This window comes from Cardiobacterium sp., from assembly GCF_057314735.1.
This window is the reverse complement of sequence record NZ_DBHKZK010000038.1, coordinates 21527-36537: the sequence shown is the minus strand read 5'-3', so window position 1 is coordinate 36537 and position 15011 is coordinate 21527. Positions and strand designations below refer to the sequence as shown.

Here is a 15011-nt window from a genome sequence, read left to right as displayed (position 1 = left end):
TTCTATATCAACTACGGATTTGTTTGAGGCAGCATACATTTTAGGACACCACCACCTGCTGGACGGCATGGCCACAATGGGCAACGTCCTGAACGCCCCTCCGCCCTACCCGGACATCCGGGGCGGTTTCGCCCGCGATGCGCACGCCCTGCGCCGTGATGCCAGCACCGTCACCCGCCACCTGAACCGCCGCCTGCTGCAAGAATATGGCAAGCAAGAATACCCAAATCAAGGCTAAAGATCGACACACTTGCCGTCGCCTACCTGCGGCGAAGACACTAAGCAAACTTCCCCAAACCGCCTTCGGGCGGTTTTTTCATGCCCGCCCCGCGCGGGCTTTTTCATACAGGAGCACCCATGGCAGACACACTGATGGACGCCTATATGCAGGGCTACCAATGGCGGCAGGGCGTGGACAACGACCGCATCAACCAATGGCAACAACAACAGCGTAACCGCATCCTGCTTGACGGTGCGCAGATGCAGCTGGAGAACGACGCGCTGCTGCGCGGCAACCGTCTGCAAAACGCCTACGCGCAACTCTTGAACGACACCTCGCGCCAGAACTACGACCGCCGTTTGCGTGAAGCGATGGAAGACGCCAGCTTTGCCAACGAAGCGGCGCGGCTCAGCAGCACGACGGCGCAGTACAACAACAGCGGCGACCTCGCCATGCAGCAACAGCGCTTCCGTGCCGCGCTGGAGCCGTTGCAACTGGAGCACGACCGCACCGGCTTGCGCAGCGACATTGCGAGCGGACAGGACAACATCAGCCTGCGCGGGCAGAACGTGGACTTTCGCAACCGCAGCTACGGCAACGCCTTCGACGCGCTCGACAGCGGCTATCGCGCCACCACGGCGAACAACAACTACGGCGCGCAGACGGCGAACCAAAGCACGGAAATGGCGAACGACACCTACGACATCCGCCGCAACACCAACAGCATCAACGCCTCGACGGGCTTGCAGGACGCGCTGACCGGTGGCGCCATCGCCAAAGTGAAACAGCTCAACGCCACGGCGGAGGCGAAGGCGGCGCAGAACAGCCGTGAGCTGCTGGAGCAAGCGGCGAACCTGCACTACCAAACCGGGGCGGCGGGAGCGGCCGCGCAGAACATCGAAGCCGGGCTTGGCCTGCAACAAGTACAGCGCACCGCGCGCGCCAACGAGCTGCTGCGTGCCGCCATACTCGACAACAGGCAGAGCCCTGACGAAATCGCCGCGTACCTGAAAAACGTGTACGCCGACCCGAACCGCCCGCCGGAAGACCGGGCGGCGGCGTATGAAGCGCTGCAAATGCAGACGCAGCAGACACAGGCAAAACCGGCAGATCCTGCCGTCATCAACGCCATCTACAGCAACCCCCTGCCGCTGGCGGCGCAGACCTTTGGCTGGGAAGACATCTCCCCGGCAGACAGCACCGGCACCCGCCGCGCCTACCAGAACGGACAAGTCGTCTGGGCGGGTACGGACAACGAACTGCGCGCGATACTGTTGCGCCGTGTTGGTGCGCCAGATGCGGCGATGGAAAAAATCTCATTTGAAGAAGGCGCACAGCGGGCGCGTAACGTCAATGCCAACACCCAGTTTGCCCTTGCCGGACAACAACTCCCTTCCCCCTACTACGCCAAGGCAGGCAGCGAAGAAGCCCAACGGGCGGCCATCGCACAGACCCAGGCACGACTGCGTTCCGCACTCGAAAGCGAAAGCCTGCGCTACGACCCGGCCAGCCAACAATGGGGCAGGGTGAGTGCCGACGGCAACAGCTTTGAGCCGGTGCCGCTGCGCACCATCCAGAGCATTGCCGCCGCGCACGGGCTTGACCTGAATGCCGCGCCCGCCCAAACCGCCATGCGCCAGCTCAACCTGCCGCCCGAACTGCAAGCACAAGCCAAACCGCAACGTCAGCTGACCCTGCCCGCCGACATGATCACCGGCATGAGTGCCATCAATCCGGTCGGCACGGCGGTGAACCTCGCCACCGGACTCTACCGGAGCGAAAAATGAGAGCCGGAGAAAGCCGCGCCCTGATGATGGGGCTGGAGCAGGACAACCAACTGCCGCCGGGCATCCTGCAAGCGGTGGGCGAGGAGATGACGGGCTACCGCGCCGACAACCCGCTCCTGCCCGCACACGTTGCCCGCGACCCCGACCGCGCCAACGAACACCAACAAATGGCGGCACGCATGAGCGAAAAACTCGCCGAGTTTGGCGGCGTCGTGCCGCTGGCGATAGATGCCTACTACCGCGGCGACAAGGCCACCCGTGCCAGTCTTCAGGGCGCAGGCTTTCCGGCAGAGGCGAGCGAGCGCGTTTACAAAACCCTCGCCCGCGCGCCGAAATACGGCGGGCAGGACTGGAGCGCCGGGCAGGGGGCGGAAGCACTCGCGCAAGTGATGGGCAAACCGGCACGCGACTACAGCGGCCTGGCGAACGCGCCCATCCCCAAACCGATCGCCAAACCGCAGCTGCAACAACGCCAGGACGGACGCTGGACGACGGGCGACACCTTCTTCGACGCGATGATGTACATCGAAAGCGGCAACCGCAGCCACGACGCGCACGGCAACATCATCACCTCGCCGACCGGGGCGAAAGGCCTGTACCAGTTCACCAAAGGCACCGGCGCCACCTACGGCCTCGTCGGCAAAGGCTACGACCGCCGTGGCGACCCCGAAGCCAACTTCATCGGCGCACAACGCCTCGCCGCCGACAACGCCCGCGCGCTCGCCAAGGCAGGCATCCCCGTCACCCCGACCACCCTTTACCTCGCCCACCAACAAGGCGCGGGCGGCGCGGTCGCCATCTGGAATGCGGCGAAAAGCGGCAAAGAAGTGCCTGCCGACGTCCGCAGCAACATGAACCACAACAACGGCCGTGGCAAAACGGCGGCGCAATTCATCCAGTTCGTGGACGGCAAAGTACAGGACGCGGTAAACAAGGCACGCGCAGGCGGCGCCCGCGACGGTGCCTACATGGGCGCCAACGTGGACGTACCGGAATTGCCTGCCTTTGCCGCCAATGCCGAGGCGCCGGGCGAAGGCGTGGAACGGGATTACGGCGCGGGATTGCCGCGCGGCCTGCGCAACAGCTACGAGCCGGACGACGACGCAGGGGCTGCCCGAACTACAGGCGACCAGCCGGAGCACGCTGCACGCCCGACCATGCCGGGCGACCTTGCCGCGCAACTGAACAACCCCGTGCTTGGCCAAAGCGCGCAGACCGTGGACGGACAAAGCACCGACCAATGGCAGGACGCCGAAAGCACACAAGCCAACCTCACCACCGGCATCGACTGGCTGGCCAAACTCGACGACGCCTTCCGCACCGAACCGGAGCAGGCCGCCCCCGTCACCCTACAAAACATCATCGCGGGCATGGTCGCCCGCGCTACCGGAGCAAACCGCACATGAACCCGATGAACCCCCTTACCCCGACCCCGCCCGTGAACGACCTCGACGAACAAATCGCCAAACTGCGGGCGATGGCGAGCGGTAACTACGACTGGAGCCAGCCGGTACCGCAGGGCGTGTACACCAAAATCCGTGGCATCGAAGCGCCCCAACAACAACCACAACAGACCGCCATCCAGGGCGACATCCTCGGCGGCTACCGCGAAGAAATGGCCGCCGAAGCGGCGGCCAAACAACAGGCACGGGCGACGGCGGGCGAAGTATTGAGCTCGCTGGCATCACCGGGCAAGTTCATCGGTGCCATCGCCGAAGGCCTGATTAACGCCGCGCCGCAAGTGGCGAAAAAATCCGGCGCCGGCCTGGGAGAGATGGCCTACGATCTGCTCCCCTTCACCCGCGACATGGAAGCCGACGTGCGCCGCGTCACCTACCAGCGCGAAGACGACGCGCGGGCGGCGCGACTCAAACAGGCGGCGGCGGACAAAAAAACCGCGCGCGAAACCCTGGACGCCTTGCGCGCCACCCCGGAATTGCCGGGCAAAGACTTCGGCAGCCAAATCGCCAACGCCGTGCGCAAAGGCGCCATCAAGAACCTCAGCAGCCGCGCGCTGCTGGCGCAGAGTGCCGACATCATCAAACCCGAACAACACGAGCGCGATGCCGACTTCACCTCACGCTGGGCGCGCTACGTGGACGCCCTGCGCGAAGGACGCGCCGAAGCGCCGGAACAACTCAACGCGGGCAGCCTCGCCTACGGCATGGAACAATGGGAAAAAGCCAACCCTGACGCACCGCTGGACCGCAGCCAAAAAGCGCCGCGCATCAGCAGCGACGACGCCAAAGTCAAAGTCCCCTTCCGCAGCGGCTTCCTCGACTATATGCAAGAAGCCGCCGCCAACGCCGACCGGGCGCTATCCGATCCGGCGCGCAACCCCTACAAACCCGGCACCCTGCAATACTACGGCTACAACATGGGGCAGAGCGGCCTCCAGTACGGGGCGGGCATCGCCGTTGGCCTGGCCACGCGCAACCCGACCCTGGCCGCCGCCGTCATCGGCGTACCGGTTGCGGGCGAAGCCTACGCGGATGCGCGCGCGGCAGGCGCCGACCCTGACACCTCGCTGGGCTACGCCACCCTCTACGGGCTGGCCGAAATGCTACCGGAGCGGATGGTCATCAAAGGCCTCATCAACAGCGCGGGCAAAGGCTTCGTCAAAGGACTGGTGAAGAATGCCGCCAGCGAAGGCCTGCAAGAAGGCGTGACCGAAATCCTGCAAACCGCACTCGACCAGGGCTTTGACATCAACGCCGCCCCCAACATGACCGCGCGCGACTTCTTCTGGAAAGTGGCGGACGCCAGCATCACCGGCGCCTTGATGGGCGCGGGCGCACACAGCGCGCAGCACGCCATCACCGCCGTACAAGAAACCGACGAACAGACACGCGAACGCTTCCACAACGAACTGGCGAACTTCCTCAGCCAGGCCGGACAGAACGCCGCCGCGCAGAACGGCACCCAGCCCGCAGTACCCCCCTCCCCCGCTGGGATTAGCCAGCAAACCTCGCAGCCCGCACCGGCGCAATGGACACAGGCCGACATCGACGCGATGAAAGCCGCCGACCCGGCGAACGCCGCCACCATCCAGGCGCAGTTTGACGCGCTGACCGACCCGAACCTGCCGCCCACCGGACAACAGGGCGCGGCGCAGAGCCTCGCCGCCACCTGGCAGGCACAACAGGCGGCACAACAGGCCGCCAATCTGCCCCCCTCCCCCGGTGGGGGAGGGGCTGGGGGTGGGGTTAGCCAGCAAGCCTCGCAGCCTGCTGGTACCCCCGTACAGAACGCCCCGCCGAGCCAATGGACACAGGCGGACGTGGACGCGCTGAAAGCGGCGAACCCTGCCTTTGCCAACAACCTGCAACTGCTGTTCGACGCGGCGAACGACCAGAGCGTCCCGGACAGCACCCGCGCCGATGCCGCCCAACAACTGGCCGCCGCGTGGCAGGCCACCGCATTACCACCCGCCGGTTCTACCCCGAACAACGCGGCAGGACAACCTAACCCCACCCCCGTCCCCTCCCCCACCGGGGGAGGGGTGAATGGCGCCACCAATGCCCCGGCGGTGAACCCGCCCAGCCCACACGGTACCTCACCCTTTGACCAGTTTGACCAGGCGGGCATCGACGCCGTGCGCGGCATCAACCAAAACGACGCCGCCCGCATCGAAGGCATCCAGAACGCGCTGAAGAACAACGCCCTGCCGCCTTCGATGGCACAGGCGATGCAACAACAACTCGCCACGCTGGCACAACAATACGCGGGCATGACCCTGGGCGCGCAACCAGCCGCCAACCCCGCGCCCACCGGAACGCCCCCCTCCCCCCGTGGGGGAGGGGCCGGGGGTGGGGTTAGCCAGCAAGCCGCCAATGCCAATACAGCGAACCCCACACAACCCGCCCCGGCGAACGGCGCACAAGGCGGCACCACCTACAGCGCCGCGCCTGCCATACAGCCCCCTCCCTCGCAGGGTGTACCGGGGAACGCAGGGGCGGGTAGCGGTAGCGTAACCCCCGCCGTCCTGCCCCCCCCCCGCAGCGAAGCGCAGCGGGGGAGGGTTGGGGAGGGGGTAGCGCCAACAATGGCACCACCGGAGCAGCCACCTACAGCCCGCCACCGGCGAACACACAGGGGCAGAGCGTCGCGCCCGCCAATGCCGCTACTCCCCCCTCCCCCGGTGGTTCTACCCCGAACAGCGCGGCAGGACAGGCAAACCCCACCCCCGCCCCCTCCCCCACAGGGGGAGGGGTGAACGGTTCCGCCCCTTCCTACACCACCGCGCAACCGGGCAGTGCCATCAGCCAGCAGGAGCTGGACGAACTCAAGCGCGACCTGCCGCAACAGGCGCAGAAAATCCAGGACCTCTACGACGCCACTACCGACCAGGCACTACCGCAGGAAGGCCGCGACGGCGCGCAGCAAAGCCTCGACGCCATCCGCCAACAGGCGACGGCGAACCATCGCGCGAACATCGACCGCGCCGCGCTGGAAGCACACCTGCGCCGCGTGCTGGGTGCCGACCTTGCGCGCCGCATCCGCTTTGACGGCATTATGAGCGACGGCAGCGTCCTCACCCAGGAAGGCGCGGCGGACGCCGACGGCAGCATCGTGCTGAACCTTGACGTCATCCAGGCCTACATCGTGGACGGCAAAACCATCCAGAGCCGGGAACAACGCGCGGCGCTGGTCGCCTGGCACGAACTCTATCACCGTGGCGAAGCCGTCTATGGTGCCACCCCGCCCGGTGCGCAGGCCTACCGCGACATGATTGCGCGGATGTACCAAAACCCGGCGCTGCGCAGCCTCGCCGAAGCCATCCAGGCAGAGCGTGCCGCCGCGGTAGCACAGGGCGCCGACCCGCGCATCCTCATCGACAACGAAACCGCGATGCGTGAAGCACTGGCCGAAGTGGCGGGCGCGCTGGAAAGCGGCGCGGGCGTGGACTACCTGACGCAGCGCTACGCCGACTTTGCCATCCCGCGCCAGCACGTTCCGGCGCTGGGCAGACTGCTACAGGCGGGCGCGCGCACCTTGCGCAAAATCGCGGGCAAACTGCGCGGTCGCCCGTACACGGAACAACAACTATCCGACGCCGAAGCCTACCGGCTGTTTGCCAGCGTGAACCAACTGCGCGGCGCCGATATGCCGGGGCAGAACCCGCAAGCGAACCCGGCGCAGAACACGGCTACTCCCCCCTCCCCCCGTGGGGGAGGGGCTGGGGGTGGGGTTAGCCCGCAAACCTCGCAGCCCGCTGGCAACCCCGCCCCCGCGAACAATCCGCCGGGCGCGAACCCACCGCAGAACCCGCAGGGCGCCTCGCCGAACCCGCTGAATCCGCAGGCACAACGGCAGGCACCCGCTGGCGTCGTCTATTCCGCCAGCCCGCAGACCATAGAGCGGTACAACGCCTACGTGGATTCCATCTTCGACGGCACGCACACGCCCAAACCACGGGAAGAAATGAGGGTACTGGACAGCTCCGACCTGCTGGGAATGCTGGGATTGGGCAACAAGCCAGTAGTGTTACAGGGCGAGAAAATCGTCAAGGGCTTTAACGACCATCCGAACCTGACGGCAGAGCATTGGAAGAAAGCGCCTGAATGGCTGGACAACCCCGCGCTGATATTCGACAGCGTGCAGGTGAACGGGCGGCTGGTCTTTATTGCGCCGGAGCAAATCAACGGGCAGCCGGTGCGGCTGATACTCGACCCCGTGCATCGGGGCGGCGGCTCGCAATATAGCCTGCTGGTGAGTATGCACGACCAAAGCGAAGGCAACTATGACGTGCTGGGGAAAGACTGGCTGAAGGAGAAGAAGAAAACGCAGGTCAAGACAAGCGGCGCGGAGAGCCAGAGACTGCGCACCATCTTGCGTTACTACGATACAAAAAAATCCCGGTTAGTTCTCACCGCAAGGCAGCGACAATTGCTGACGGCAGTTATTGAATCAGGTGCAAGGCCAGAACCACACGTGTATGACACGCGCTTCCAACGCGGCACTTCTAACCGGGGAATGCCCATTCTAAACGAGTTGAACCTCAAAAGCTACCGCGACAGCGGGCAGACGGTAACGCCGAAGACGTCGGTTGACCACAGCGCCTTGCTCAACCCGGCAGAAAGCGCAGAAAGCGCAGAAAGCACGACGGAGACGCAGGAACCCACGGAGACCGCACCGCGCGACGACAGCGCAGCCAACAACAACATCCGCTACAGCGTGCCACCCGCGTTGCAAACCCAACTGGACAAGCATGACCCCGCCCGCTACGGCGCACTTGCCAACGCCTTTGCCACCTACGAAGCGGCGGGCTACGAGGCGGCACGCGACAGTCTCATCCAATGGGCGGAAGAACACTACGCCGGGCAGGGACTGGGAGCGATGCGGCTCGTGCTGGACGGCTACCACCACGAACGGCAGAGCGGTGTCGCCATCAACATCCCGCCGCCCGCGACCTTGAACGATGCCAAAGCGCAGGCATTGGCAGACTTCATGGCGGGCATCCCTGCCCGCGCACAAGAAGCGGCTGCACAAAAACGGGAGATGGACGCGCGCGCCGCCGCCGGCCTGCCGCTGCTATTCTCGACCACGCCGGACGGCACCTACTACCGCCGCAACAACCGAGCCGAACCGTACAACGATGACTTCGTGATGATGTTCGCCGACAAAACAGACCGCCTTGAACACTACGGCAAAAACCTCTGGCAAATCCCGCCGGATGCCGGGGCGCGCGTCTATGCCGGTTCCGAAGAATTCCGCACCGCCATGCGTGAATGGCTGGAAAAAAACGAAACCTGGTTCAAGGAAATGGGCTATGCCAAGCGCCCCGGCTGGATTGAAACCCTGCTGGACGAAGCCAACCCGGATGATATCGTGGACAGCGCGGGCTTTTGGGACATTGCCGACCGCTCCGTCATGCGCTACTTCGACGAAGAAGTGATGCAGCCCAACGGCTGGGACGTGGTAACCACCAATGACGGCGCCATTACCTTCAACCCTGACATCGTGGAGCGGGTAGAGGAGCCGGAAGACGACTTTGATGAATGGCTGGAAGCACAATACGAAGCCTACAAGGCAGCCCACCCGGAACAGGAAGAAGCCGAAGAAGAAGCCGAACCGGAACCGCTGGAAGAAATTCCGGGACGCGCGCTGAAGGGCGACACCGTAACGCACCAGGTATATGACCTTGACCTTGATAAAACCTGGAGCTTTACCAACGGCGAAGATGCCGCCGCCTTCAAGCAGCGCAAAGGCGAAGAAACGGGGGATGCCGGGCGGTTCATGCTGCAAGAGGTGGAGCCTCATGTGAAGGAGTACGATCCGCTGTACTCGGCCCCGCCGGTGCCGTCGCAACTGGCGAGCGAACGCCTCGCCACCATCCGGGAGAGCGGCGGACGCCGTGCCTACGACGAGGCGGCGAAACGCGGGCGCACCGTACTCTCCTATCACGACTGGCTCACCGTGCGCAGCCCGTCCTTCAAGGCATGGTTTGGCGACTGGCAGGCGGGGGAAAGCTCCCGCGCCGTGCATCCACGTACCGGCGAGCCGCTGAAAGTGTATCTGCGCCGCGCCGCCCCCGGCTACATGACCTTCACCGACAAGGCGAACCCGCGCGCCGCCTTTGCCGGATTCATCCGCGTGGACAACGACGCCAGCGGCGGCGTGTGGGCGGTGTTCGACCGCAACCAGCTCATGCCCGCGCCCGAACCTGTTCCCCCCACGCCCTCCGCTGCGCAACCCGCGTACTCGACTGCGCCGCAAGAACGGGTGAGCCGCTTTGCGCAGGCGGTGGATGCGATAGCCAACGGCACACCCGCAGCCTCACGCTACATCCGTTTGGGAACGACGACGCCGGAAGCCTTGCAACTGTCAGGGTTGCCGAACGTACCGATTGACATCGAAAGCGCCGTCATCCGCAAGGTCATGAACGAGAACATTGATAACGGCCACGGGCATAACCTGACAGCGGAAGAACTGAAAAAACTGCCGCGCTCGCTGAACAGACCTATTGCGGTATTGCGCTCAAACGCGCGTTCTACCAACCCGGACGGCTATATCGTGCTGACGGAGCTTGTGGAAGAAGACATATTGACGGGCGAGAAAAAGCCGGTTGTTGCATCGCTATTCCTGCGCGACGTCAGGGACGGGCTACAGATAACCCGCATCACGAGCGTTTACGGCAAATGGAAATCCCAAATCAACAACGCCCTGCAACATGACCCCATCAAATACTGGGACAAAGAAAAAGGTCCGCAATTTCTGACCTCGCTCAGGCTTCAATTGCCTACTCGCCTAAGGTCAGATGCGAACCTTCGTAGGGCAAATATTAAAACCAACGAAGACCTCAGTCAAGACGGACTGCGCGACGACGCACCGCTGTACTCCACCGCGCCCGCAGCGCTCGCCGCTGCCTACTCCGTGCCGCCGTGGGAGCTGCGCGCCGAACCGCCGACACGCGCCGCACTGCGGCAACGCATCCTCGACTGGTTCGCCGACCCCGACCGGCAAGACAAATGGTTCGACAACCAGGGCGAGCTGGAGCGCATCATGAAAGCGCACCCCGGCAACACGCTCGCCGAAGCAGTGCGCAACAGCTACAAAACCTACAACGCCAAAGTGCAGCGCGACATAGAGCGCGAACTCAAGCCGCAGTTTGACGCCATCGCCGCCCGCCTCGGCGCCGAATACAAACGGCTGCGGCAAAGCGTGCCGATGTACCGGGGCCTCTCCACCGCCGACGGCATGAACCTCTTCATGGAACACCTCGACAAAATCGGCAAATACATCTACCACGGGCGCGAGCGCAACCTGGAAATCGCCATCCGCACCGGCGGGCAGGACATGGCGGGCAGCGGGCGGACAGATGCGGAAATCGCCGAAGTAGAAGCCTTCTTCAACCAGCCGGAACACGGCGGCGGCGAACTCATCCGCCTCTATGATGACCTCTACCAGAACCAGCTGAAAAAAGTGATGGACGCCGCCGACGCCAAACTGCGCGCCGCCGGACTGCTCACCCCTGAAATGGAAGCGGCGCGGCCGCAATACCGCTACTACATCCCGCTGTATGGCAAACCCGAACTGGAAGACCCGGCGCTGTCTGCCAACATCAACGACAGCTTCAGCGCGCGCACCGGCGGCAACACCATGACACGCGACACCCTGCAAAACCGCACCCACAACGCGGGCGGGCGCCACGGCACCGAAGCACACAACCTCTTTGAAACCATCTTCACCCAGGCAGAAATCGCCATCCGCCGCGCACAAATGCAAGAGCCGAAGCGCCGCCTGTGGGACTTCCTGCAAACGGCGGAAGGCATCGCCGCCTTCGACGCGCAAACCCAAAGCCACACCATCGGCGCGGGCAACACCAACCCGGTGAACGCCGCCGGACAACTCACCTGGCAGACGGCGGCAACCGCGCCGAACCAAATCGTGTGGCAGGACGGCAACCAGATCCACATCATGACCATCGGCAACGCTCGTGCGCTTAACGCCGTGCGCAACTTCAACCAGCCCGCCTTTCCCTACGACGGCGACCCCAGCAAACAGCCCGGCGCCGCCGCCTACCACGCCGTCGGATGGGCGACGCGCTTCATGGGCAGTATGTACACCCGCTTCAACCCCTCCTTCATCCTGCGCAACAAAGTGATGGACAGCCTGCAACAATGGCAGTTGCTGCTGGCCGACGCGCCGGTGGGCAACATGACGACTGCCAAAGGCGTGCAGGGCTACCTCGAAGCGGCGGGCAACGTCGCCGGGCGGATGGGGCTGGTCATGAACGCGATGAAATACAACATCCTGTGGACGGGCAGCATCGGCAAAAACAGCGAATACCAACAATGGCTGGAGCGCTACGCCGCGCAGGGTGGTGTTACCAGCTATGCCACCTTCCTCGGCCGCGACAGCCTGCTGAACCTCTCCCGCGCTGCGTGGAAAGAAGCGGCGACGGCGGGCGAACGCGCGCGCCATCCCGGCGATGCCCTCACCTGGGGCGGCAAACTGCTGGACGGCCTCAACAACCTCGCCGAAATGACCACCCGTGTCAGCGCATTCCGCGCGCTGGTAGAAGCAGGCGTTAGCGAAGAACGCGCCGCCAACTACGTCAAAGACATCATGAACTTTGAGACCAAAGGCGAAAACGCACGCCACGCCAACGCCCTCTACCCCTTCTTCACCACCAGCCTCTACGACGCGCGGCGGCTGTTCAAGGTGCTCTCGAAGAAAGAAGGGCAGGTAGTCTTCACCGCGCTGGTCGGCTTCAGCTATGTACTATGGGCGACGATTGCAGCGGCGACCGGCGACGACGAAGACGGCGTGGCGTGGGTGGACAAATACCCGATGGGCGTCGCCGCCCGCTACGCCATCATCCCGATCAGAAGCGACGACGGCAAAATGCGCGGCGAAGGCATCCGCATCCCGCTCGGCTTCGGCCTTGGCCGACTGGCGAACACCGTCGCCCTCTCGGCGCGGCGCTTCAAGAACGGCACCGATAACACCGGCGAGCTGGTGAGCAACCTGGTGAACCACGCCGCCATCGGCAGCTTCTCGCCCTTGCAACCCTCGGACGTGAACATCGCCAAAGACCCGACCTACTGGCTGGCACAAACCTTCGTGCCGCAAGTCGCCAAACCGCTGCTGCAATACGCGAGCAACAAAAACTGGCGCGGAATGCCCATCTACAACAGCGACCAGTACCGCAGCGACGGCGACCTCGACTACAACACCGGCATGGAAACAACGCCGGACGTGTTCAAAACCATCGCCGAAAAATGGTACGACGCGACCGGCTACGACGTCGCCCCCGAAAGCCTCGCCCACTGGTACAACGCGGCGCTGGGCGGCCTGGGTGCGGACATGGCGGGCGTTGCCGAAACCATCCTCGACCAGACCGGCCACGGCAACAAAAGCGCGGCGAGCTGGTACAAAGCGGCGCCGGTCATCGGCGGCTTCGTCCAGGGCGCACCAGCAGAGGACCGCGAACGCTACTACGCCTACCGCGACGCGGTGAAAGACGGCAGCGCCCGCTACATGAACGCGGCGATGCGCGGCAAAAACGAGACAAAATACGAAGATGACGTGTACTGGCAGGCACGCTTTGACGCCGTAGAAAAACAACTGCAACGACTGCGCAAACAGCGCAAACAACTGCGGCAAATGCTGACGGGCGACGAACGGCAGACAATGGAGCGGGAATACAACGACGCCATGCTCAACCTCCAGCGCGGCATGGTACAAGAATTTGAAACCCAAACCGGGCGGCGGAAATAGCGCTGGTGGGGCTTGCCCCACCGCAGCCCGCAGGGGCGGGAACGACACATCCCTTGACTTCGTATTTATGGAAACATACACTTTACGCACAGCATCATTTTCGGAAAACCAATGCAGTACAAATACAAAGACAAGAAACTGCAAAAGCTGGCACAGGGCGAGTTTGTCAAAGAATACTCCTCGGACACAACCCTCGTCAGGGCATTCCACAAATGTATCAATCAAATTAAAGCAGCAAAGAACCTGAACGACCTGAAAAACATCAGGGCACTACACTACGAAAGCTACCGGGAAAGACCGGAATGCTCCGTCCGCCTGAACAAACAATGGCGTCTGATGGTGCGCATGGAGGGTGAGGAGATGGTGATATGCGCCATAGAAAACTATCATTAAACTTGGGGTAAGGGCATGGGTAACACACAACAAGAGGCATTCCATCCGGGTGAATACCTCAAAGACGAACTGGAAGCGCGCGGCTGGACACAAAAAGAACTGGCAGAAATGATTGACCGCCCGCCGCGCATCATCAACCAAATCATCAGCGGCAAGGCCGGCATTACTGCCACCACAGCACACCAACTGGCAGCCGCACTTGGCACCAGCGCCGAAATGTGGATGAACCTGCAAAGCCAGTACGAGCTGGACAAAGAACAAATTGACCGGGACAACATCGCAGCCAGGGCGCAATTCCGCGAGACATTCCCCTTCTACACCGAAATCGTCAAACGTGGCTGGATACAAAAAATTGCCGATATTCATAAGCGGATGCAGGCGATGCAAGCGCTGCTGGGCAATATGACAAACTTTGCTGCCAAAACCCGGAACGAACTGTACAACAACCATCCGCCAATCCAGCAGGCGTGGATTGCTCATGCGCGCCAAATGGCCGCAGCCATCACCCTGCCGACGGCGTTCAATGCCAACAGCAAAGATACCCTGCTGGCAACACTACGCGCCTTGCTGGACAGGGTCGAAAAAATTGCCACCGTACCGGACATCCTGCACGCACACGGCATCCGCCTCATCTACTCGCAGGCGCTGAAAGGCTCCAAAATAGATGGTGCCTGCTTCTGGCTGGACAATAACAGCCCGGTCATCGCCATGACGCTGCGCATGGATCGCATCGACAACTATTGGTTTGTGTTACGCCACGAACTTGAACACGTTTTCAATGGCGATGGCAAAGCAGAAACCATCGTGGACGAACCGGAAACCCTCAATACAGAAACCGAGGGACTGCCAGAGAGTGAACAACTGGCCAATGCCGCCGCCGCAGAATTCTGCGTACCACAACGGGCGCTGGATGATTACTGCGTGCAGCACCGGGGAAATCTCTTTGCCGGTGATGCACTGGAAACATTCGCCCAACAAATACAACGGCACAAAGGACTGATAGTCGGCCAACTGCAACACCGTACCCAAAAATGGACGCATCAGCGCCGTGCGCTTGAACCCGTGCGCGCCATCATCCTTAAAAGCGCACCCAACTGCGAGGGGTGGGATATGTAAACCCGAAAAAGAAAAGGCAGACATATTGCCATATGCCTGCCTTGACCAGCCCTGCGTTCAGAGCCGGAAGCGACTGAACGGGAACCGGGGTGCTCCATGAAGAAGCGGTGTACATTGACAGCGTACCTGCCAATCATGACACACCTCCGGCGAACAGGCAACCCTGCTTCCTCACCGGAGATTGACATGATCCATTGCCAATACCCGAAAGCAGTACACGTTACCCGGTACAAACGCTTTCGCCTTGGTCGGTGGGAGAATGTGCGCGA

7 protein-coding genes are annotated in these 15011 nt (G+C 63.0%); all 7 read left to right on the top strand.

Going from position 1 to position 15011, the window contains the following annotated elements; translation table 11 throughout:
• The coding region (locus ACO54Z_RS04405) for a hypothetical protein (protein WP_485995927.1) at window positions 1-238 on the top strand (238 nt) is incomplete at its 5' end.
• A 119-nt stretch (window positions 239-357) separates the two neighbouring features.
• Entirely contained in the window at window positions 358-2007 is a 1650-nt protein-coding gene (locus ACO54Z_RS04400) for a hypothetical protein (protein ID WP_485995926.1), read from the top strand.
• Window positions 2004-3413 carry a hypothetical protein gene (locus ACO54Z_RS04395; RefSeq protein ID WP_485995925.1) on the top strand — a complete coding sequence of 470 codons (1410 nt, stop codon included), beginning with the start codon at window positions 2004-2006 and terminating at the stop codon, window positions 3411-3413. Before ACO54Z_RS04400 ends, ACO54Z_RS04395 begins: the two co-directional genes overlap by 4 nt.
• Before the next feature lie 5 nt (window positions 3414-3418).
• Window positions 3419-6223, top strand: a complete 2805-nt coding sequence (locus ACO54Z_RS04390; protein ID WP_485995924.1) for a DNA polymerase III subunit gamma/tau domain-containing protein — start codon at window positions 3419-3421, stop codon at window positions 6221-6223.
• Window positions 6220-13233: a MuF-C-terminal domain-containing protein gene (locus tag ACO54Z_RS04385; protein ID WP_485995923.1), complete on the top strand. Its 7014-nt coding sequence runs from the start codon at window positions 6220-6222 to the stop codon at window positions 13231-13233. Before ACO54Z_RS04390 ends, ACO54Z_RS04385 begins: the two co-directional genes overlap by 4 nt.
• A gap of 111 nt (window positions 13234-13344) precedes the next feature.
• Window positions 13345-13626, top strand: coding sequence for a hypothetical protein (locus ACO54Z_RS04380; RefSeq protein ID WP_485995922.1), 282 nt, complete (start codon window positions 13345-13347; stop codon window positions 13624-13626).
• Between the two features lie 15 nt (window positions 13627-13641).
• A complete protein-coding gene (locus ACO54Z_RS04375) occupies window positions 13642-14742 on the top strand; it encodes a HigA family addiction module antitoxin (RefSeq protein ID WP_485995921.1) in 1101 nt (366 codons plus the stop codon).
• Window positions 14743-15011 lie beyond the last annotated feature (269 nt).

What these genes read in the sequence shown, in the direction of transcription:
- ACO54Z_RS04400 (WP_485995926.1), top strand. Translation starts at nt 358, where the DNA reads ATGGCAGACACACTGATGGACGCCTATATGCAGGGCTACCAATGGCGG.
- ACO54Z_RS04395 (WP_485995925.1), top strand. Translation starts at nt 2,004, where the DNA reads ATGAGAGCCGGAGAAAGCCGCGCCCTGATGATGGGGCTGGAGCAGGAC.
- ACO54Z_RS04375 (WP_485995921.1), top strand. Translation starts at nt 13,642, where the DNA reads ATGGGTAACACACAACAAGAGGCATTCCATCCGGGTGAATACCTCAAA.
- ACO54Z_RS04390 (WP_485995924.1), top strand. Translation starts at nt 3,419, where the DNA reads ATGAACCCCCTTACCCCGACCCCGCCCGTGAACGACCTCGACGAACAA.
- ACO54Z_RS04380 (WP_485995922.1), top strand. Translation starts at nt 13,345, where the DNA reads ATGCAGTACAAATACAAAGACAAGAAACTGCAAAAGCTGGCACAGGGC.